Origin of the sequence: Magnetofaba australis IT-1 (assembly GCF_002109495.1) — a bacterium.
GTDB classification, from domain to species: domain Bacteria; phylum Pseudomonadota; class Magnetococcia; order Magnetococcales; family Magnetococcaceae; genus Magnetofaba; species Magnetofaba australis.
The window spans coordinates 193,722-213,519 of the sequence record NZ_LVJN01000018.1; the positions used below are offsets into that span (position 1 = coordinate 193,722).

At 62.4% G+C, this 19,798-nt stretch carries 16 protein-coding genes and 1 tRNA gene; 12 read left to right on the forward strand and 5 right to left on the reverse strand.

Annotation, left to right across the window (positions count from 1 at the left end; genetic code table 11):
- Positions 1–38: 38 nt before the first annotated feature.
- Positions 39–593, reverse strand: coding sequence for a D-glycero-beta-D-manno-heptose 1,7-bisphosphate 7-phosphatase (gene gmhB, locus MAIT1_RS07070; RefSeq protein ID WP_085441589.1), 555 nt, complete (start codon positions 591–593; stop codon positions 39–41).
- Between the two features lie 172 nt (positions 594–765).
- Between gmhB and MAIT1_RS07075 the strand changes: the two genes are divergently transcribed.
- The 11 genes from MAIT1_RS07075 (at position 766) to acnB (ending at position 15,223) form a co-directional block, all read left to right on the forward strand.
- Positions 766–1,572, forward strand: a complete 807-nt coding sequence (locus MAIT1_RS07075; protein ID WP_143814706.1) for a DUF3108 domain-containing protein — start codon at positions 766–768, stop codon at positions 1,570–1,572.
- Positions 1,573–1,588: 16 nt separating this feature from the next.
- Positions 1,589–2,374: a 3-deoxy-manno-octulosonate cytidylyltransferase gene (kdsB, locus tag MAIT1_RS07080; RefSeq protein WP_085441591.1), complete on the forward strand. Its 786-nt coding sequence runs from the start codon at positions 1,589–1,591 to the stop codon at positions 2,372–2,374.
- Between the two features lie 159 nt (positions 2,375–2,533).
- Positions 2,534–4,195 (forward strand): CTP synthase, encoded by a 1,662-nt coding sequence (locus tag MAIT1_RS07085; protein WP_349678488.1) that lies wholly within the window; start codon positions 2,534–2,536, stop codon positions 4,193–4,195.
- Positions 4,185–5,030, forward strand: a complete 846-nt coding sequence (gene kdsA / locus MAIT1_RS07090; RefSeq protein ID WP_085441593.1) for a 3-deoxy-8-phosphooctulonate synthase — start codon at positions 4,185–4,187, stop codon at positions 5,028–5,030. The genes MAIT1_RS07085 and kdsA overlap by 11 nt, the downstream gene beginning before the upstream one ends.
- Before the next feature lie 67 nt (positions 5,031–5,097).
- Positions 5,098–6,192 (forward strand): glycine cleavage system aminomethyltransferase GcvT, encoded by a 1,095-nt coding sequence (gene gcvT, locus MAIT1_RS07095; protein ID WP_085441594.1) that lies wholly within the window; start codon positions 5,098–5,100, stop codon positions 6,190–6,192.
- A 104-nt stretch (positions 6,193–6,296) separates the two neighbouring features.
- On the forward strand, positions 6,297–7,694 hold the full coding sequence (gene gcvPA / locus MAIT1_RS07100) for an aminomethyl-transferring glycine dehydrogenase subunit GcvPA (RefSeq protein WP_085441595.1): 1,398 nt from the start codon (positions 6,297–6,299) through the stop codon (positions 7,692–7,694).
- Positions 7,691–9,145, forward strand: a complete 1,455-nt coding sequence (gene gcvPB, locus MAIT1_RS07105) for an aminomethyl-transferring glycine dehydrogenase subunit GcvPB (protein WP_085441596.1) — start codon at positions 7,691–7,693, stop codon at positions 9,143–9,145. Before gcvPA ends, gcvPB begins: the two co-directional genes overlap by 4 nt.
- A 108-nt stretch (positions 9,146–9,253) precedes the next feature.
- Positions 9,254–10,549 carry a phosphopyruvate hydratase gene (eno, locus tag MAIT1_RS07110; RefSeq protein ID WP_085441597.1) on the forward strand — a complete coding sequence of 432 codons (1,296 nt, stop codon included), beginning with the start codon at positions 9,254–9,256 and terminating at the stop codon, positions 10,547–10,549.
- A 263-nt stretch (positions 10,550–10,812) separates the two neighbouring features.
- Positions 10,813–11,337, forward strand: a complete 525-nt coding sequence (locus MAIT1_RS07115) for a MerR family transcriptional regulator (RefSeq protein WP_085441598.1) — start codon at positions 10,813–10,815, stop codon at positions 11,335–11,337.
- Between the two features lie 137 nt (positions 11,338–11,474).
- The gene (locus tag MAIT1_RS07120; RefSeq protein ID WP_198947821.1) at positions 11,475–12,470 is read left to right on the forward strand and encodes a S49 family peptidase; all 996 of its coding nucleotides are present in this window, start codon (positions 11,475–11,477) and stop codon (positions 12,468–12,470) included.
- 200 nt (positions 12,471–12,670) lie between these two features.
- Positions 12,671–15,223 (forward strand): bifunctional aconitate hydratase 2/2-methylisocitrate dehydratase, encoded by a 2,553-nt coding sequence (acnB, locus tag MAIT1_RS07125; protein ID WP_085441599.1) that lies wholly within the window; start codon positions 12,671–12,673, stop codon positions 15,221–15,223.
- Positions 15,224–15,663: 440 nt separating this feature from the next.
- Here acnB and MAIT1_RS07130 read toward each other — a convergent pair.
- The 4 genes from MAIT1_RS07130 to MAIT1_RS07145 all read right to left on the reverse strand — a co-directional run bounded on the left by MAIT1_RS07130 (position 15,664) and on the right by MAIT1_RS07145 (position 18,891).
- A tRNA-Thr gene (locus MAIT1_RS07130) sits at positions 15,664–15,739 on the reverse strand.
- Between the two features lie 108 nt (positions 15,740–15,847).
- Positions 15,848–18,115, reverse strand: coding sequence for a methyl-accepting chemotaxis protein (locus MAIT1_RS07135; protein WP_085441600.1), 2,268 nt, complete (start codon positions 18,113–18,115; stop codon positions 15,848–15,850).
- Positions 18,116–18,241: 126 nt separating this feature from the next.
- Positions 18,242–18,499: a hypothetical protein gene (locus MAIT1_RS07140; RefSeq protein WP_143814707.1), complete on the reverse strand. Its 258-nt coding sequence runs from the start codon at positions 18,497–18,499 to the stop codon at positions 18,242–18,244.
- An 8-nt stretch (positions 18,500–18,507) separates the two neighbouring features.
- Positions 18,508–18,891 carry a hypothetical protein gene (locus MAIT1_RS07145; RefSeq protein ID WP_085441601.1) on the reverse strand — a complete coding sequence of 128 codons (384 nt, stop codon included), beginning with the start codon at positions 18,889–18,891 and terminating at the stop codon, positions 18,508–18,510.
- Positions 18,892–19,118: 227 nt separating this feature from the next.
- On the opposite strand from MAIT1_RS07145, the gene MAIT1_RS07150 reads away from it, so the two are divergent.
- A complete protein-coding gene (locus MAIT1_RS07150) occupies positions 19,119–19,778 on the forward strand; it encodes a histidinol-phosphatase (RefSeq protein ID WP_085441602.1) in 660 nt (219 codons plus the stop codon).
- Positions 19,779–19,798: the final 20 nt, after the last annotated feature.

Genomic DNA, 19,798 nt, shown 5'->3' on the forward strand with positions numbered 1-19,798 from the left:
CGCAGCTCGGGCGGCGGCGCAAACGAAACGGTAACGGATCAGGAACGCAACTGACCGTCCAAATAGGCATCGACGAAGCGTTCTAAATTATCAAACCGGGGCGTGTCGGGCAATTCCCCGTCATCGACGTTTTTCAATCCGCTGCGCAGCAGCGCGCCACGGGTTCCCGCCGCGCGGGCGGCGCCCATGTCGGAGGGCGAATCGCCGACGAACCACACCTGCGCCATATCCAGATTGAACTGCTTCTGCGCCGCCAGCAGCATGCCCGGTTTGGGCTTGCGGCAGTCGCATCCATCGTCGGGGTGGTGCGGGCAGTGGTAGATGGCGGCGACCTGGCCGCCGTGTGCGGCCACCTGTTCGTTCAAATGGCGGTGAATCTCCTGCAGGCGCAGCTCGGTGAGCAGTCCGCGGCCAATGCAGGCCTGATTGGTCACCACCGCCACGCGCACGCCGGCGCGGGTCAAGCGCGCAATGGCCTCCAAAGAGCCGGGGATAAAGCGCATCTGCTCGATGGTGAGCACATAGTTGCTGCGCTCTTCGTTGATCACGCCGTCGCGATCGAGCAAAACGGTCGGTTGGTCATCAAAAGACATAAGGGCGTTTCAGAGCTTTTGGGTTGACAGGGGGGTGATTTTCCGCCGATGCAAAGCGCGGATGCTTGGCGCCGGACCTGGGGTTTCATACACTGTATAGATGGGTTAACACAACGGGTGATCACCGCCATTTGGCGAACAAGAGCGCTTGGCGGCCAAGGAGTTGGGCACCATGAATTCCCACAGGATGCGCTCAAAAGGCGCAGGGCGGAGCGTGCGCAGGCTGATGCTGGCGCTGCTGTTCGGTTGGATTCTCCCAGGATTGGCGCTGGCGCAGGGCCCCGTGCGCGGCGCCGCCCACGGCGAGATGCTGACCTACAATATCCACTGGGTGGGGGTGCCCGCCGGGCGCGCCTTGATGCGCTTCTACACCCCGGCGCAGGACGTATTCCGCATTGAGGTGGAGATCGAGTCCACCGGCGCGGCGGGCTTCTTCTATCCATTGCTGGATCGCATCGCCATCACCGGCGCGCGCGACGGGCAAAAGCTGCAGACGCTGCATTATGAAAAACTGCAGGTGAAGGAGAAGGGGCGTTTCACCGAGCAGGTGTTCGACCGCGACAAAGGCGTGGTCATCCGCGCGCTCAACCATGGCAAACCGGAGGTCCTGAAACAGGTGGGGCCGGAGGTCAATGAACCCATCACCGCGCTGTACGTGGCGCGGGCGCGGGAGGCGTTTAGCGCCGGTGAGGAGATTGAGATCCCGGTGGTTAACGGTCAACAGAACTATGTGGGGCGCATGGTGGTGCACCCCCGCGAGGAGTTGGAGACCCCGTTGGGGCGCTTTGCCGTGATCCCGGTGTCGGTGCATCTGAAGAAGTCGGAGCTGTTCAAGCAGGAGCGCGCCATCCAGGTGTGGTTCACTGACGACGAGCGCCGTCTGCCGGTGCGGGTGGAGACCGACGTGCGCATCGGTTTCATGGCCGCCGACCTGATTGCGTTTGACGATGGGCGCGGCCACAAGCGCGACTCCCGATAGTGAGTGAGAGAATTCGATGAGCGATCTGTCCCATGTGGCGGTGATCATCCCGGCGCGCTGGGCGGCCACGCGCCTGCCCGGCAAACCGCTGGCGGATATCCACGGCAAGCCGATGATCCAGCACGTCTACGAGCGGGTGATGGCGGCGGGGGTGAGCGTGGCGCTGGTGGCCACCGATGACCAACGCATCGCCGACGCCGTGGCCCGGTTTGGCGGGCGCGCCGCCATGACCAGCCCCGACTGCGCTTCTGGCACCGACCGCGTGGCCGAGGCGGCGCGTCAGTTGACGCAGCCTATCATTATCAATGTGCAGGGCGATGAACCGCTGCTGGAGCCGCAGATGGTGCGCCAGGCAGCGCGTCCGCTGCTGGATGACCCTGCGCTGCCCATGGCCACCCTGGCGCACCCCATCACCCGCGCGGCGGATCTGGCCGACCCAGGGGTGGTCAAGGTGGTGGCCGACGCTCGCTCTCAGGCGCTCTACTTCTCGCGCGCGCCGATTCCCTATCATCGCGACCGCTATGGCGATTGCGTTCCCTGTCGCGCCGAGAATCCCGTGTCCGAGGGTGAGGCGATCCCTCCCGGCGTCATGCAGCATGTGGGGATCTATGGGTTTCGCAGCGAATTTCTGCAAACTTACGCCGCTCTGGAGCCTGCGCCGCTGGAGCAGTGGGAGAAGCTCGAGCAGCTGCGCGCCCTGTGGCATGGCTACGCCATTCACGTGGGGGTGACCGAGCATCGCGTGGTGGGGGTGGACTCGCCGGATGACTTGGAGCGGGCGCGCGCGTTGCTGGCCTCCTGATCGGCGTCGATATTTTATTGGTGAATACCCTGGGCGCTATTTTTTGTCGCTACGGTTGCGCGCGCAGATGCGCTATCCTTACTCGTTTGGTAGGGGGAAACCGCAGCGCCTGATAACAACCGATAACAAGGGCGCGCACAGCAGTGGAGTCAGGCGGATATCATGGCTAAGTTCGTGTTTTTCACCGGCGGTGTGGTCTCATCCTTGGGTAAAGGATTGGCCGCCGCCTCCCTGGGGTGCCTGATGCAGGCGCGTGGCTGCAAGGTCACCATCCAAAAACTTGATCCCTATATCAATGTGGACCCGGGCACCATGAGTCCGTTCCAGCACGGCGAGGTGTTCGTCACCGATGACGGCGCCGAGACCGATCTGGACCTGGGCCACTATGAACGCTTCCTGGGCGTGCCCATGTCCCAGGCCAACAACTGGACCACCGGGCGTATCTATCAGACCGTGATCAATAAAGAGCGTCGCGGCGACTACCTGGGCTCCACCGTGCAGGTGATTCCCCACATCACCGACGCCATCAAACAGGCGGTGTTGGGGGTGGCGGGCGACGCCGAGGTGGCCATTATCGAGATCGGCGGCACCGTGGGCGATATCGAGTCGCTGCCGTTCCTGGAGGCGATCCGCCAACTGCGTAACGATCTGGGTCGCAGCAACACCCTGTTCGTGCACCTGACCCTGGTGCCCTATATCCCCACCGCGGGCGAACTCAAGACCAAACCCACCCAGCACTCGGTGAAAGAGCTGCTGGCGCTGGGGATTCAGCCGGATATGCTGATCTGCCGCTCCGACCGCGATCTGCCCAGCGGCGAGCGCGAGAAGATCGCCCAGTTCTGCAACGTCGATCCCGCCTATGTGATCCCCTGCGTGGACCAGGACTCCATCTATGACGTGCCGTTTGCCCTCTACCGCGAAGGCATGGCGGCCAAAGCGTTGCAGCATCTGGGCATGCCCGCCACCGAGCCGGTGCTCACCGACTGGGAGCGGGTGCGCGACACCGTGCACGAATCCAGCGCCAAAGTGACCATCGGTCTGGTGGGCAAATATGTGGATCTGCTGGACGCCTACAAGTCGCTCACCGAGGCGTTGAGCCATGGCGGCATCGCCAACCACCGCCGAGTGAGCATTCGCCGCATCGACGCCGAGAAGATCGAAGCCGACGGCGTGGACGCCTATCTGAAGGGCGTGGACGGCATTCTGGTGCCGGGCGGCTTCGGCGAGCGCGGGGTGGAGGGCAAAATGGCCGCCATCCGCTATGCGCGGGAGAACGGCGTGCCCTACTTTGGCATCTGTCTGGGCATGCAGTTGGCGGTGGTGGAGTTCGCCCGCAATGTGGCCGGACTGGCCGGGGCCAACTCCAGCGAGTTCGACGCCAATACCGATCATGCGTTGATCGGCCTGATGACCGAATGGGTGGATGGCGGCGCGGTGCAGAAGCGCGACGCCACCTCCGACAAAGGCGGCACCATGCGTCTGGGGGCCTATCCGTGTGTTCTGAGCGAAGGCACGCTGGCCGCCGAGGTCTACGGCAAGCGCGAGATCTCCGAGCGCCACCGTCACCGCTATGAGTTCAACAACGCCTATCGCGACGCCATCACCGAGGCGGGCATGCGCATCTCCGGTCTGTCGCCCGACGGCGAATTGGTGGAGATGGTGGAGCTGCCCAGCCATCCGTTCTATCTGGCGTGTCAGTTCCACCCGGAGTTCAAGTCGCAGCCGCGCAAGCCGCACCCCATGTTCACCGCGTTTGTGAAAGCCGCCATCGATTACGGTCGCGGCGGGGCCAAACCTGTGGAGAGCAGCGATGCCGGTTGACGCACGCTGTGTGAGCGTCGGCGATCTGTGCTTCGCCAATGCGCTGCCGTTGGCGGTGATCGCCGGGCCGTGCGTGATTGAGTCCGAAGAGCAGACGCTGCAGGCGGCTACGTTCCTGGCCGAGCTGTCCCACCGCATTGATCTGCCGCTGGTGTTCAAATCCTCCTTTGATAAGGCCAATCGCACCTCGGCGGGGGGCTTTCGCGGTCCGGGGCTGGAGGCGGGTTTGCGCATTTTGCAGCGCGTGCGGGAAGAGACCGGCCTGCCGGTGGTGACCGATGTGCACACCCCCGAGCAAGCGGCTATTGTGGCGCAGTCGGTGGACCTGCTGCAGACGCCGGCGTTCCTGTGTCGCCAGACCGACTTCATCCAGGCGGCAGCGGCGGCGGGCAAGCCGGTGAATATCAAAAAGGGGCAGTTCCTCGCCCCTGAGGACATGGCGCGGGTGGCCGAGAAGGCCGCCGCCACCGGCAATGAAAATCTGATGCTGTGCGAGCGCGGCGCCACCTTTGGCTACCACAATCTGGTGGTGGATATGCGCGGACTGGCGGTGATGGCGCAGAGCGGCTACCCGGTCATCTTCGACGCCACCCACTCGGTGCAGCAGCCCGGCGGATTGGGCGGCTCCTCCGGCGGCGACCGGCGTTTTGCGCCGCTGTTGGCGCGCTCCGCTGTGGCCGCTGGAGTGGCGGGGGTGTTCCTGGAGACCCACCCGGATCCCGACCACGCCCCGTGCGATGGCCCCAACATGATTCCGTTTGCGCAACTGGAGCCTCTGCTGGTTGAATTGAAGGCGCTGGATGCGGTGCGTAAGGCGGCGCTGGCCGCCAGTTGAGTTGCTGAGTTGCTGAGTTGTTGAATTGATCGCCGCATCCATGGGCGGCAGTGACAGGAGTGTGTGCATGAGCCAGAGAACCCCGTTGTATGATCTGCATCTGCAAGCGCAGGCCAAAATGGTCGATTTCGCCGGGTGGGAGATGCCCATTAATTACGGTTCGCAAATCGCCGAGCACCATGCGGTGCGCCGCGCCGTGGGGGTGTTCGACGTCTCCCATATGGCGCAGATTCAGGTCTTCGGCGCCGACGCCGAAGCGTTTCTACAACGGGTGTTCGCCAATAACGTGGGGCGCATCAACGAGATCGGACGCGCCCTGTACGGGGTGATGCTCAATGAAGAGGGCGGCGTGATCGATGATCTCATCGTCTACTGCATTGAACCGCAGCGCTATCATGTGGTGCTCAACGCCGCCCGCTATGCAGCGGATATGCGCTGGTTGCAGAGCTGGTTGAAGGATTTTCCCGACACCGATCTGTGCTACCGCGCCGACCTGTGCATGCTGGCGGTGCAGGGGCCGCAGGCGTTGCAGGCGCTGACCCAAATTCAAGGCTGGGACGGCGAGCAGTTGGCGGAGCTTCAACCGTTCCAAATTACCCCTTGTATTGGCGGTTGGGCCGCGCGCACCGGCTACACCGGCGAAGATGGCTATGAATTGATGCTGGATGAACCGCGCGCGCTGGCGGTGTGGGACGCCTTGATGCAGCAAGGGGTGCAACCGTGCGGCCTGGGCGCGCGCGACACCCTGCGTCTGGAGGCGGGGCTCAATCTCTACGGCAATGAGATGGACGAGTCGGTCAACCCGCTGGAGTCCGGTCTGGGCTGGACCATCGCCTGGGAGCCCGAAGGGCGCGACTTCGTTGGGCGCCGTGCGCTCACCGCCTTGCGTGAGGCGGGCATCGCGCAGAAGCGCATGGGCGTGGCGCTGGAGACCAAAGGGGTGCTGCGCGGCCATATGGAGGTGCTGGACGCCGACGGCCAGCTCATCGGCCAGACCACCTCCGGGGCGTGGTCGCCCACGCTCGAGCGCGGCGTGGCCATGGCGCGAGTGAGCAAGAGCGCCAAAGCCGGGCAGGCGTGTCAGGTGGTGGTGCGCGGCAAACCGTTGGCGGCGCGCCTGGCGGCGCTGCCGTTGGTCAAGGGCGGTCAGGCTACATTCTGACATCGGGATGACTTTTCTGGGCGGGGCGCAAGCCTCCGCCCTTTTTGTTTTGCAGAATCGAGCTGTTTTTCAGGATCGAGCTGTTTTTCAGGATCGAGGGCGGTATGCCGTTTATTCCCCACACCCAAGAGGACCTGCGCATCATGCTGGACGCCATCGGCGCGGCGGATGTGGAGGCGCTGTTCGATGAGATTCCCGCCAACATCCGTTCGCGGGACGCCATGCCCAATATGCCCGAGGCGCTGAGTGAGATGGCGCTGATGCGGCTGATGCGTGAGCGCGCCGGGCAGAGCGGCGCGGGACTCAACTTCATCGGCGCCGGGGCCTATGAGCACCACATCCCCGCCGCTGTGTGGGAGATCGCCGGGCGCGGCGAGTTCTACACCGCCTACACCCCGTATCAGGCCGAAGCCAGCCAGGGCATGCTGCAGGCGATCTGGGAGTTCCAGTCCATGATGTGCGGCTTGACCGCGCTGGAGGTCTCCAACGCCTCGCTGTATGACGGCGCCACGGCGCTGGCCGAGGCGATCCTCATGGCGGTGCGCGCCAATCCGCCCAAGAAGGGCCCCGATGGGGACAGGCCCGCGCGGGTGCTCATTCCCGCCTCGGTGCACCCCAAATATCGCCAGGTGGCGGCGGCCATGACCCGTCATCAAGGCATTGAACTGGTGGAGCCCAGCTTCTGCGCCAAGCGCGGCGCGGCCTCCATGAATGGGCTGAATCTGGTGGAGGATGAGCCGTTCTCGGCGCTGGTGATCCCACTGCCCAACTTTTTCGGCTCCATAGAGGATGTGGATACGCTCACCGACTGGGCGCACAAGCGCGGCGCGCTGGTGATCGCACAGGTCAATCCCATGGCGCTGGCGCTGCTCAAACCGCCGGGCGAGTGGGGCGCGGCGGGCGCCGACATCGCCTGTGGCGAAGGGCAGCCCCTGGGCGCGCCACTCTCCTTCGGCGGGCCCTATTTCGGCTTCCTCACCTGTCGCCAGAAGTTGGCGCGGCAGATGCCGGGTCGCATCGTTGGCCGCACCGTGGATAAAGATGAGCGCGAAGGCTTCGTGCTCACCCTGCAGGCGCGCGAGCAGCACATTCGCCGCGCCAAGGCCACCTCCAACATCTGCACCAACCAGGGTTTGATGACGGTGGTTGCCGCCATTCACCTCTCCCTGCTGGGGCCCGAGGGGCTGCGCAGCGCCGCCTCCGCCTGTCATGGCAATCTCAACGCCCTGCGCCGTCGCGTGGAGCGCATCGACGGGGTGTCGCTGTGGTTCCCGGAGGCGGTAAGCTTCCATGAGATGGTGTTGAAGCTGCCCATGGATGCCGCGCTGGTGGTGGAGCGCATGCGCGGCGAGGGCATTAGCGCCGGTCTGCCCCTGGGCGAGTGGGTGGAGGGGATGGATAACGCCCTGCTGGTCTGCGTCACCGAGACCAAAACCGCAGAGGATCTGGATCGTTACGCCGCCGCCTTGAGCGCGGCGCTGCACCGGGAGGCGGGCGCATGAGCGTGATCTTTGAACAGAGTCAGGCGGGGCGTTTGGCCTCCCTGCATCAGAACGCACCCGCTGAGAGTGGAGAGGCGACCCTGCCCGAGAGTCTGCTGCGGCAGTCGCCCAGCGGTCTGCCGGAGGTCTCCGAGTTGCAGGCGGTGCGCCACTATACCCGCCTGTCGCAGAAGAACTACGGCATCGACACCCACTTCTATCCGCTGGGCTCCTGCACCATGAAGTACAACCCGCGCGGCGCCCATCGCATGGCGATGCTGCCGGGGTTCCTCGACGCCCATCCGCTGGCCGATGACAGCCTCAATCAGGGCGTGCTGGCCTGCCTGTATGAGCTGCAGGGGATGATTGGCGATCTGACCGGCATGGCCGGGGTGAGTCTGGCCCCCATGGCCGGGGCCCAGGGCGAGTTCGCCGGGGTGGCGATGATGCGCGCCTACCACACCGCCCGTCGCGACGACGCCCGGGTGGAGATTCTCACCCCCGACGCCGCCCATGGCACCAATCCGGCCACCGCCAGCATGTGCGGCTACGTGGTGCGGGAGATCCCCACCACCGATCAGGGCGACGTGGATGTGGAAGCGCTCAAACAGATGGTGGGGCCACAGACCGCCGGGCTGATGCTCACCAACCCCTCCACTCTGGGGGTGTTCGAGCGCAGCATCAGCGAGATCTCCGCCATCGTGCATGCAGCGGGCGGCTTGCTCTATTACGACGGCGCCAACCTCAACGCCATTGCCGGGCGCGTGCGGCCCGGCGACATGGGCTTCGACTGCGTGCATGTGAATGTGCACAAAACCTTCGCCACCCCCCATGGCGGCGGCGGACCCGGCGCCGGTCCGGTGGGGGTCTCCGAACGTCTGCTGCCGCATCTGCCCATGCCGGTGGTGGTGCGCGAGGGCGATGAGTATCGTCTGCAGCACTGTGACGAGCGCCCCGGCTCCATTGGCCGCATGTCCACCTTTCACGGCAATATTGGCGTGCTGCTGCGCGCCTACGCCTATCTGCGACTGGTGGGGCGCGAAGGCATCGCGCGGGTGGCCGACTACGCCACCCTCAACGCCAACTACCTGATGGCGCGGCTGCGCGATGCGGGATTCCAACTGGCCTTCCCCGAGCGGCGCGCCACCCACGAGTTCATCATCAGCCTGAAACCCCTCACCGATGCGACCGGCGTGCGCGCGCTGGACGTGGCCAAGCGGCTGCTGGATTACGGTTTCTACGCCCCCACCATCTACTTCCCCATGCTGGTGCCCGAGTGCATGCTCATCGAGCCCACCGAAAGCGAAAGTCGGGAGGAGTTGGATCGTTTCGTCGACGCTCTGACCGCCATTCTGCAAGAGGCGCGGGAGAATCCTGAACTGGTGAAAACCGCGCCGCATAAGACGCCGGTGTCGCGTCTGGATGAAACCCGCGCGGCGCGTAAGCCCGACCTGGCGTTTTCGCGGGGTTGAGGGTATAAAAGAGCCCATCCAAACCGTTTTTTTTGTCCATTGCTTGGACCCAATCGGAACCGCGCTACGCGCGCGACGGCAACACGCCCAGAAAGGGAGAGCCATTCCATGAGCAGCATTATTGAAGTCCATGGCCGTGAGATCATCGATTCCCGCGGCAACCCCACCGTGGAAGTGGATGTCTACACCGAAGATGGCGGATTTGGCCGCGCTGCGGTGCCTTCCGGGGCCTCAACCGGCTCCCGCGAAGCGGTTGAACTGCGCGATGGCGACGCCGCCCGCTTCCTGGGCAAGGGCGTGCTCAAAGCCGTCGAGTCGGTCAACGGCGATCTGGCCGAAGCGGTGCTGGGGCTGGATGTGGCCGATCAGAAGATCATTGACGCCGCGTTGATCGCCGCCGACGCCACCGAGAACAAGGGCAACCTGGGCGCCAACGCCATTCTGGGCGTCTCCATGGCCGCCGCCAAGGCCGCCGCCAATGAGTGCGATCTGCCGCTCTATCGCTATCTGGGCGGGGCCAACGCCTCCCTGCTGCCGGTGCCCATGATGAACATCATCAACGGCGGCGCCCACGCCGACAACAATGTCGACATCCAGGAATTCATGATCATGCCCGTCTCCGCGCCGACTCTGCGCGAGGCGCTGCGCATGGGCGCCGAGGTGTTCCACAACCTACGCAAGGTGCTGCATGACAAAGGGCTGAACACGGCGGTGGGCGATGAGGGCGGATTTGCCCCCAACCTCGGCTCCAATGAAGAGGCGCTGTCGGTGATCATGCAAGCCGTCGAGCGCGCCGGTTATCGTCCCAACGACGACATCCTGCTGGCGCTGGATTGCGCCTCCTCGGAGTTCTACAACAAGAACAACCGCACCTATGATCTCTCCGGCGAAGGCCGCTCCATGGGGGTGGACGAGATCGTGCGCTTCTATGAAGATCTGTGCGGCAAGTACCCCATTGTCTCCATCGAAGATGGCTGTGACGAGTCCGACTGGGACGGCTGGCAGGCGCTCACCGACGCCCTGGGCGGCCGCATCCAGCTGGTGGGCGACGACCTGTTCGTCACCAACACCAAGATCCTGGCGCAAGGCATCGACAAAGGCATCGGTAACTCGATCCTGGTGAAGGTGAACCAGATCGGCACCCTGACCGAAACCTTTGAAGCGGTCGAAATGGCTCAGCGCGCCCGCTACACGGCGGTTATCTCCCACCGCTCCGGCGAAACCGAAGACGCCACCATCGCCGATATCGCCGTGGCCACCAACGCCGGTCAGATCAAAACCGGCTCCATGAGCCGCTCCGATCGCATCGCCAAATACAACCAGCTGCTGCGCATCGAAGAGGAGCTGGGCGAGGCCGCCCGTTTTGACGGCCGTGGCGCCTTCTACAATCTGAATTTGGGATGACGATTGTAAGACGTTGAATGGATGTCGATATAAAGAGGCCCGTGAGGGCCTCTTTTTTTTGCCTGACGCAATGCCTCCTCAATCGCCTGTGGGCGCGGGCTGCACTGGATTTGTGAAAATGCCTTTCAGGTGATCACCCGACATATTTGCGGTTTATATTTATATCCAGATGAATTATATTTGACGACATCAAAAATAAAAAAAGCAGATGATCGTCGGGATGCACACTGATTTGTGAGTCATATTCCTAAGGGGGGATTACCATGGACGCAAAAGCAAGCGCGTGTGGAACGCACGTTGACCAAAACGAAATGGTCAAAATCGGCGTGGTGGCCAAGCGGCTGGATATTAGTATCCGCACCATCCACATGTATGAGCGCGAAGGGCTGTTCATCGCCTACAAGAATTCGGCGGGCACCCGCTACTTCACCGAACGCGACGTGGAGTGGCTCATCGAAGTGCGCAAGATGATCAAGGCGGGCATCAGCATCGCCGGCATCCGTCGCCTGATGTCGCTGATCCCTTGTTGGGAGAGCAAAGCGTGCACCTTCGAGGGCAAACACAACTGCCCGGTGATCCATGACAACAAGACCCCCTGTTGGGCCAACAAGAACAACATGTGCACTCAGAACACCCAGGAGTGCCGCGAGTGCGAAGTCTATGGCATGCGCTTCTGCGTGAGCATGCTCAAGAACTTTGTCGATATTCGCTTTAAGAACCCCGACCAGCTCTCCATGCAGCCGCGCATGCGACCCGACTCCCATGCGGGCGCCGCTGCGGGCGCCTGAGCCGTGCGCTAGGCTCTCCTTGCATCCTGTACAAGGGTTGACGCCCTGGTGCGTCAACCCTTGCCATCCCTGCCCATCTGCGCCACCCTTTTCCCATCCAAATTCACACCATTAACGATGGGCGTTGGCGTAATCCCATGAGTGACAATGAGACCGATCAGCGCCTGCAACGGCTGTTGACTGCGCTGGAAGATAACCGCATGCAGGAGCGTGTGGCGATGCAGCGCATCGTCGGCGACTCCCTGCGTGAACAGAAACGCGCCCGTTGGGGCAAGAATCTGTTCCGCCTGTTCATCGCCCTCTATCTGTTGGTTTTTTTGGCTTTGAGCATCAAGGACGATCTGCTGGCCGACGCTGAATCGTTGTCGGATGCCGATAAACACACCGCCGTGGTGCGCATCGATGGGGCGATTCTGCCCGATGGCCAGAACAGCGCCGAAAAGGTGATCGAGGGGCTGCGCGCCGCCTTCAAGGATAAGCAGACCAGCGCGGTGGTGGTGCAGATCAACAGCCCCGGCGGCAGCGCGGTGCAATCGGGCATGGTGCACGATGAGATCCGCCGTCTGCGCGCCAAATATGAGAAAATACCCGTCTACGCCGCGCTGGAGGATATGTGCGCCTCCGGCGGCTACTACATCGCCTCCGCCGCCGACCAGATCTACGCCGACAAAGCCACGCTGGTGGGGTCGGTGGGTGTGGTGATGCCCGGCATGGGATTCACCGAGGCGCTGCAGAAGCTGGGGTTGGAGGACCGCACCCTCACCAGCGGCACGCATAAGGCGTTCCTGAGCCCCATGCAGCCGGTGGATGAGACCGAGCGCGCCCACGCCAAGAAGCTTCTCAGCGTGATCCACGGCCAGTTCATTGAGGTGATCAAACGCGCTCGGGGCGAACGGCTCAAGGCCGATGACGACACCCTCTTCAACGGTCTGTTCTGGACCGGCGAACAGGCGCTGGAGTTGGGTTTGATCGACGGTTTGGCGTCGCTGGAGGCCATTGCCCGCGACAAAGTCAAAGCCGAAGATATCGTCGATTACTCATCCGAAGAGCCGCTGTTTGATCGCTTTGCCCGCCGCATGGGCGCCAGCGCGTCATCAGCATTATGGAATGGAATGGGATTGCAGTTGCGTTGATCCAAATAGTCTGACTGCAGGTTGGGCGCGCTCACTTGCCGCCCGCTGCTGCGGCTGGCGCCAATCATTGCGCGGATTGCGTGAAAAGTTGCTTGCCAAGCGGAGCGAGTCAGTCTATCTTTCAGGCCATTTCTGTGAATGATGCTGGTGTTGTCAGATGTGAATAGGCGCATCTGCGACCAGCTTTCTGGAGGAGAATCATGCTCGAAGCTTATCGCCAACATGTGGCTGAACGCGCCAAAGAGGGGTTGCCCCCGCTGCCCCTGAACGCTGAACAGACCCAAGCCGTGGTCGAGTTGCTGAAAAATCCCCCGGCGGGCGAAGAGGAGACGCTGGTGGACCTGATCTCCAATCAGGTGCCCCCCGGCGTGGACGACGCCTCCAAAGTGAAAGCCGAGTTCCTGGCCGCTGTGGCCGGCGGCGCGGTCTCCTGCTCCCTGATCGACCCCAAGCGCGCCACCGAGCTGCTGGGCACCATGATGGGCGGCTACAACGTGGCTCCGTTGATCGACCTGCTGGATATCGCCGAGCTGGCCGACGTGGCGGTGGACGCGCTCTCCAACACCCTGTTGGTGTATGACGCCTTCAAGGATGTCGCCGACAAGGCCAAGAGCAACCCCAAAGCCAAACAGGTGCTGGAGAACTGGGCCAACGCCACGTGGTTCACCAGCAAGCCGGAGATGCCCGAAGAGGTCACCGTCACCGTGTTCAAGGTGGATGGCGAGACCAACACCGACGACCTCTCTCCCGCCTCCGAAGCCTGGAGCCGTCCGGATATCCCGCAGCACGCCAAAGCGATGCTGGTCAACCGCATGCCTGGCGGTCTGGAGCAGCTCATCGAGCTCAAACAGAAGGGCTACCCGGTGGCCTATGTGGGCGACGTGGTGGGCACCGGCTCGTCGCGTAAGTCCGCCGCCAACTCGGTGATCTGGCACACCGGCCGCGACATCCCTTACGTGCCCGGCAAACGCACCGGCGGCGTGGTGATCGGCGGCGTGATCGCCCCCATCTTCTTCAATACCGCTGAAGACTCCGGCATGCTGCCGATTCAGTGTGACGTCACCGGTCTGAACTCCGGCGACGTGATCACCATCAACACCAAAACCGGCAAGATCATGCGCGACGGCGCCGAGGTGGCCAGCTTCGAATTGAAGCCCAACACCCTGGCCGACGAAGTGCGCGCCGGCGGCCGCGTGCCGTTGATCATCGGTCGAAAATTGACCGCTCAAGCCCGCGAAGCGCTGGGCATGGGCCCCATCGACCTGTTCACCGACCCGGTGCAGCCCGCCGATTCCGGTAAAGGCTACTCCCTGGCGCAGAAGATGGTGGGCAAGGCCGTGGGCAAAACCGGCGTGCGTCCCGGCGAATACTGCGAGCCGTTCATGACCACCGTGGGCTCCCAGGACACCACCGGCCCCATGACCCGCGACGAAATCAAGGAGCTGGCTTGCCTGGGCTTCTCTTCGCCCATGATGATGCAGAGCTTCTGCCACACCGCCGCGTACCCGAAGTCGGTGGACATCAAAACCCACAACACCCTGCCGCAGTTCATCCAGGAGCGTAAAGGCCTGGCGCTGCGCGTGGGAGACGGCGTGGTGCACTCCTGGCTCAACCGTCTGTTGATCCCCGACACCGTGGGCACCGGTGGCGACTCCCACACCCGCTTCCCCATCGGCATCAGCTTCCCGGCGGGTTCCGGTCTGGTGGCCTTCGCCGCCGCCACCGGCTCCATGCCGCTGGTGATGCCCGAGTCGGTGCTGGTGCGCTTCACCGGCGAGTTGCAGCCGGGCATCACCCTGCGCGATCTGGTCAACGCCATTCCTTACGTGGCGATCCAGAATGGCGACCTGACCGTGGCCAAAGCCGGTAAGAAGAACATCTTCTCCGGTAAGATCCTGGAGATCGAAGGTCTGCCCGACCTGAAAGTCGAGCAGGCGTTCGAACTGGCCGACGCCTCCGCCGAGCGCTCGGCGGCGGCCTGCACCGTGCATCTGAATCGCGAGCCGGTGGTGGAGTATTTGAAATCCAACGTCACGCTGATGAAGAATATGATCAAGCGCGGCTACGGCGATGCGCAGACCATCCAAAACCGCATCGATGCGGTGGAGGAGTGGATCGCCAACGGCACGCTGCTGCAACCGGACGCCGACGCCGAGTACGCTAAGGTGATCGAGATCAACATGTCCGAGATCAAGGAGCCCATCGTCTGCTGCCCCAACGATCCAGACGATGTAAAGACCCTCTCCGACGTCGCTGGCGACACCATCGACGAAGTGTTCCTGGGCTCCTGCATGACCAACATCGGTCACTTCCGCGCCGCCGCCAAGATTCTCGACGGTCAGCCGCAGATTGATGGCCGCATGTGGGTGGTGCCGCCCACCCGCATGGATGAGCAGCAGCTCATCGAAGAGGGTGTGTACAACATCTTCGGCAAGTCCGGCGCCCGCACCGAGATGCCCGGCTGCTCCCTGTGCATGGGCAACCAGGCGCGGGTGAAGGACAACGCCACGGTGTTCTCCACCTCCACGCGCAACTTCGACAACCGCATGGGCAAAGGCGCGCAGGTCTATCTCGGTTCCGCCGAGTTGGCTGCGGTGTGCGCCATGATGGGTAAGATCCCCACGGCGGAGGAGTATCTGGCCATCGCCAAGGAGAAGATCGATCCCAACGCCGATGAGCTGTACCGTTATCTCAACTTCCATGAGATCCCGGACTACGAAAACAGCGGCATCATTCCCATCGCCGCTGCCTAATCCCGCCCGGCGGCCTGGCCGCTGGCGTTGAAGTGAAAATCCCCTGGAGGATCTCCTCCAGGGGATTTTTTGTGCAATGCGAAACCAAAACCGTACAAAACGGCCAATGTTTGCGTGATGCAGGTTCGGCTTGCGCTGATTATTTGCCGCCGACTGGTCGGCGGCGGGGTCTGGGGGCCGCGCCCCCAGCGGGTGTGGGCGGAGCCCACGGTGTGGCTTATGATCTTGGGAGCTCGAGGGCGTAGCCCTCGATATCTTTCATTTCCAGAATCGCCAAGACTCGCTTTGAGTTAGAACACGTATCATTGGTGAAAAACAAAAGCCCCGAAATCACGAGGATTTCGGGGCTTTTCTGTCCCACTTTTGTCCCATTTTCTGATTATTTGTTCAACATACAACGATATCGAACGGCAGAATATAGGGAAATCAGAGGGTTAGAGTGGTGCCGCCTATAGGATTCGAACCTACGACCTCCGCATTACGAATGCGCTGCTCTACCAGCTGAGCTAAGGCGGCGTGAGGCTGTCAATTTGAAGAGCGCATATCCTACTTCTCCATATGCGCCCGGTCAAGAGTTTCCGCATCGTCAGGATACGCCGCGCCATCCTGGCGCAAGCGGCGGGTTTACGGGTTGGATTGCTGGTCCGGGTTGACGATGGCGATGGCCTTGCAGTCCTGGAATACCTCATCGAGAAGTTCGAACAGTTGACGGCGCAGATTGTTGAAATCAGACATCTTGACGATGGCCTCTTCGGTCTTCTGCTCATGCGCCAGATGCACCACTTCACGCGCAGTTTCATGCACTTTGAGGTGCACTTCGCCCAGATGCTGGAACACCGGCAGGTCGCCGAACAGTTCCACGCCGGAGCTGTAGTACCACTTGCCGAAGGCGCAATCGCGCCCGGTGGCCACTTCGTTGGGCGACAGGCTCACGCGCCCGCGAATGACGTGCTCCAGCTTGGTCAACCAACCCAGGTGGGCCAGTTTGATGGCGCGCACATCGAAGGTGGGGTTGCCGATGCGCAGCCCTTCGGTGGATTGCAGTAGCGCGGTGCTGGTCTCCTGAATCACCTCCACCAACATTTCGGTCTGGTGGATGGAGCCGTTCATCATATTGACCAGATTCATGGTCTGGATGCCGTTCTTCTGCACCTCACAGGAGGCGGAGAAGATGTTGGTGCCCATGGTCTTGGCCTCTTCGGCCAACTGCTGCGACTGCTGCCCCAGTTCGGTAAGCGAGGCGGCGTCACTGGAAGCCTGGGCGCTCATGGCGGTGATCTCGCGCACGCTGGCGTCGGCGCTCTGGCTGGCGGCGGTGATGGCGCCAGCGCTCTCAGAGATCTCCTGAGCGTTGCCGGAGACGCGCAGGGCGGCTTGTGAGACCTCCTGCATGGAGTGGGAGATGACGCCGATGGTGTGGTTCTGCTCGCCCACCAGGGTGTTGATCTCGTTATTAATGGCGGCGATCTGCTCGATGCTCTCGCTGACGTGTTTGCTGGCGTTGGCGGCGTCGCGGGCGCCATCCTGGATTTCGTCAATACGTTCCCGGATCAGCAGAGTGGATTCTGTGGTCTGCCGCGCCAGCTCTTTGACTTCGTTGGCCACCACGGCAAAGCCCTTGCCCGCATCACCGGCGCCGGCGGCTTCGATGGCGGCGTTGAGCGCCAGCATATTGGTCTGCTCGGCGATGTCGTTGATGATCTCCACCACCGCTTCAATGGAGTGGGCGGAATCGGCCAGCTTGGTCATCCGCTCCATGGATTCCTGCGACTGCACCTTGGTGCGTTGCGACTCGGCGTTGGCGGTGACGCAGCGTTCGTTGACCTCCTGAATGGATTGATTGATGTCGCCGATTTTGCTGGCGACCTCCTGCATGGAGGCGTTGACGCTATCGAGATCCTGATTGATTTCATTGATATTGGCGGCCATCTCCTGGGTGGAGCGGGCGGCCGATGAGACGTTCTCTTCCGCCGAGGCTGAGGCGTCGGCGATGGCGCTGATGCGCTCGGTCAGCGACAGCGCGGCGTCGTATACCGTGGTGAAGTTGGTCGACACTTTATCGATGTGGTTTTTCAGATCGGTGAAATCCTCATCCACGCCGGAGTTGCGCGCCACCGCTTCATAGGTGCGCTCGTGGGCCTGTTTGGCGTCTTTGTTGAGCAGATCCTTGACCCCTTGGGACTCGTTGATCACTGCATCCAGCGTGGCCGAACGCAGGGAGACGTTGCGAATCATCTTCACCAGGCTATCGGACATGCGGTTGACCCCCATGGCCAACTGGTCCAATTCGTCGGGGGTTTCCGGCACGGCGATGCGGCGGGTCAAGTCGCCATGAGTGAGCAGCTCCAGGGTTTCGGTGATTCTGGCGGCTTTGGCCAGCACAAAGGCGCGGGTGACAAAGGCGAACGCCAAACTCATCAGCAGTGCGGGCAGAAGAATCCACAGCAGCAGGGTAGAGACGCCAGAGAGGCTGGAGGTGATGGCGCCGTGGTCTGCGGCCACACGTTTGGTGAACTGTTCGCTTAAGCTTTGTAGCGCCTGTTCAGACTGTGTGGCGATGGCCGGCTCACCCAACTTGTCGGCCAACTCGGCAAGCAGGCCGACAGAGGACTTCTCGGCGGCGCTGAGTCCTGCCAGCTTCTGATAGGCGCTCAGAGTTTGGTGCGCCAGGCGCGCCATGGTTTCGGTCTGGCTCTGCGCGGCGGGACCAAAAGCCCGATGCAGCGCGAGCAACTGCTTCTGTTGTTCGATGATGCGCGCCTGATGAGTGCGCCAATCGGTCTGCGTGCGGCTGAGGCTGGTAAAGGCGAGTGCTCCGCCGATGCACAGGAGCAGAGTGATCATCACCGAGTAGGCGAGGATCTTCTGGGAGATGCTAAACCGGTTTAACATGCCAACTCCCGCAAGCAGGATATAGAATAAGAATGGGGGCTATTTAATGTTATAGCGGCATTGGCGTGCGGGAGCAAGTCGAAGGCGTTGCGGGAGGAAAAGAAACTGTCTTGTAAAATTAGAGTGTTAAGCTTTCCAGGATCGACCGGCCCCGGTTTCGGTGGAGACATTCCCTTGAGAACGTGCTGAATCTTTGCGTTCAGGCTTGGGTGCAAAGTGCAGACACTCCTGACCGGAGGCGCGCTTGACCTCGGCGCTGGGCATCAGTTTGGTTTTAAATCCCATGGCTTCGCAGGCGCGCGGGTGGTCAGGCTCCCAGGTGATGCGAAAGTAGCGGCACTTGATGCAGTCGGGCCGTTTATCGGTATCTGACGATGGAGGCATGGGTGGGCTCAGGCCATCAGGTCAACGCCGTCTTGGGCGTGGCGTTGGGCGTTATTGCGCCGCTGATCCGCCAGATTCCGCTCAAACGAGCGGCTGGCCTGTCTGGGATTGACGCGGCGTTTGGCGCTGGTGGCGTGGTCCCGCTGCGGCGGGTAAGCGTCGGCGGCCAGATAGGCGTATTTGGACGCCTCCTGCTTGACGAAATCCTGGTCATGTCCGGGCTGGGCGGCGGCTTGTTCAGCGACCTGCCGCAACGCGGAGGGCTCCAGATTGCGGGTGGCCGAATCGGGCCCCGAATGGCGCAACTCGTCAGCCACCTGATTCAGATTGGCCAGCTCCGGAGCCGGAGTCAGAGGAATGACCGCAGTGAGTGTCGGCATCACGGCAAACATGATCGTTCCTTATGCAGTACCGGCGAGTTGTACACTCCTTCCCTATTACATTAGACAGTATAGCGGGAAATGCGTTGCGTCGGGAGGGGCGATGGGCTGCGCTCGCGTGGGGCGGGCGCGTGACGTCCGTAAGAAAAGCGCGTGCGCGCCTTGAGCCGGGGCGCAGGCTATGGTAGGCATGCGGCGCACAGTAATGATCGGCATCCGCTCAACTGGAGAGAGAACTCATGACCTTGGCCCTGTTTGACCTGGACAACACCCTGCTTGGCGGCGACAGCGACTTCCAATGGGGGTGCTATATGGTGGAGAAGGGGATTGTTGACGAGGCCTTCTATAAACAGAAGAACGAAGTGTTCTATCGCCAGTACGAAGAGGGCAAGCTGGATATCCAGGAGTTTCTCTCGTTTGCCCTCTCGCCCCTGGGCGAGAACGATCGCGCCCAGCTGGAGGCGTGGCGCGCCGACTACGTGCAGGAGAAGATCGCTCCCATCATGCTCGACAAAGGGCGCGCGCTGCTGGAGAAGCATCGCCAGATGGGCCACACTCTGGTGATCATCACCGCCACCAACCGTTTTGTCACCGCGCCCATCGCCGAAGCGTTCGGGGTGGAGCATCTGCTGGCCACCGAAGTGGAGGAGGGGCTGGATGGGCAGTACACCGGACGCTCCACCGATACGCCCTGTTTTAAAGAGGGCAAGGTGACCCGCTTGAAGGCGTGGATGGCCGAGCATGGCCATGATCTGGAGGATAGCTGGTTCTACAGCGACTCCCACAACGACCTGCCGCTGCTGAATCTGGCTGCGCACCCCCATGCGGTGGACCCCGATCCCACCTTGCGCGACGAAGCCGAAGCGCGCGGTTGGCCGATCCTCACTCTACGCGATTGACCCGCCGCCCCCGCCTTGCT

Excerpts from the sequence above, each read along its gene's own strand:
- MAIT1_RS07145 (WP_085441601.1), bottom strand. The coding sequence starts at position 18,891 with ATGTTTGCCGTGATGCCGACACTCACTGCGGTCATTCCTCTGACTCCG.
- gcvPB (WP_085441596.1), top strand. The coding sequence starts at position 7,691 with ATGAGCGTGATCTTTGAACAGAGTCAGGCGGGGCGTTTGGCCTCCCTG.
- gcvPA (WP_085441595.1), top strand. The coding sequence starts at position 6,297 with ATGCCGTTTATTCCCCACACCCAAGAGGACCTGCGCATCATGCTGGAC.
- MAIT1_RS07115 (WP_085441598.1), top strand. The coding sequence starts at position 10,813 with ATGGACGCAAAAGCAAGCGCGTGTGGAACGCACGTTGACCAAAACGAA.
- acnB (WP_085441599.1), top strand. The coding sequence starts at position 12,671 with ATGCTCGAAGCTTATCGCCAACATGTGGCTGAACGCGCCAAAGAGGGG.
- MAIT1_RS07075 (WP_143814706.1), top strand. The coding sequence starts at position 766 with ATGAATTCCCACAGGATGCGCTCAAAAGGCGCAGGGCGGAGCGTGCGC.
- gcvT (WP_085441594.1), top strand. The coding sequence starts at position 5,098 with ATGAGCCAGAGAACCCCGTTGTATGATCTGCATCTGCAAGCGCAGGCC.
- eno (WP_085441597.1), top strand. The coding sequence starts at position 9,254 with ATGAGCAGCATTATTGAAGTCCATGGCCGTGAGATCATCGATTCCCGC.
- MAIT1_RS07135 (WP_085441600.1), bottom strand. The coding sequence starts at position 18,115 with ATGTTAAACCGGTTTAGCATCTCCCAGAAGATCCTCGCCTACTCGGTG.
- kdsB (WP_085441591.1), top strand. The coding sequence starts at position 1,589 with ATGAGCGATCTGTCCCATGTGGCGGTGATCATCCCGGCGCGCTGGGCG.
- MAIT1_RS07120 (WP_198947821.1), top strand. The coding sequence starts at position 11,475 with ATGAGTGACAATGAGACCGATCAGCGCCTGCAACGGCTGTTGACTGCG.
- kdsA (WP_085441593.1), top strand. The coding sequence starts at position 4,185 with ATGCCGGTTGACGCACGCTGTGTGAGCGTCGGCGATCTGTGCTTCGCC.
- gmhB (WP_085441589.1), bottom strand. The coding sequence starts at position 593 with ATGTCTTTTGATGACCAACCGACCGTTTTGCTCGATCGCGACGGCGTG.
- MAIT1_RS07140 (WP_143814707.1), bottom strand. The coding sequence starts at position 18,499 with ATGCCTCCATCGTCAGATACCGATAAACGGCCCGACTGCATCAAGTGC.
- MAIT1_RS07150 (WP_085441602.1), top strand. The coding sequence starts at position 19,119 with ATGACCTTGGCCCTGTTTGACCTGGACAACACCCTGCTTGGCGGCGAC.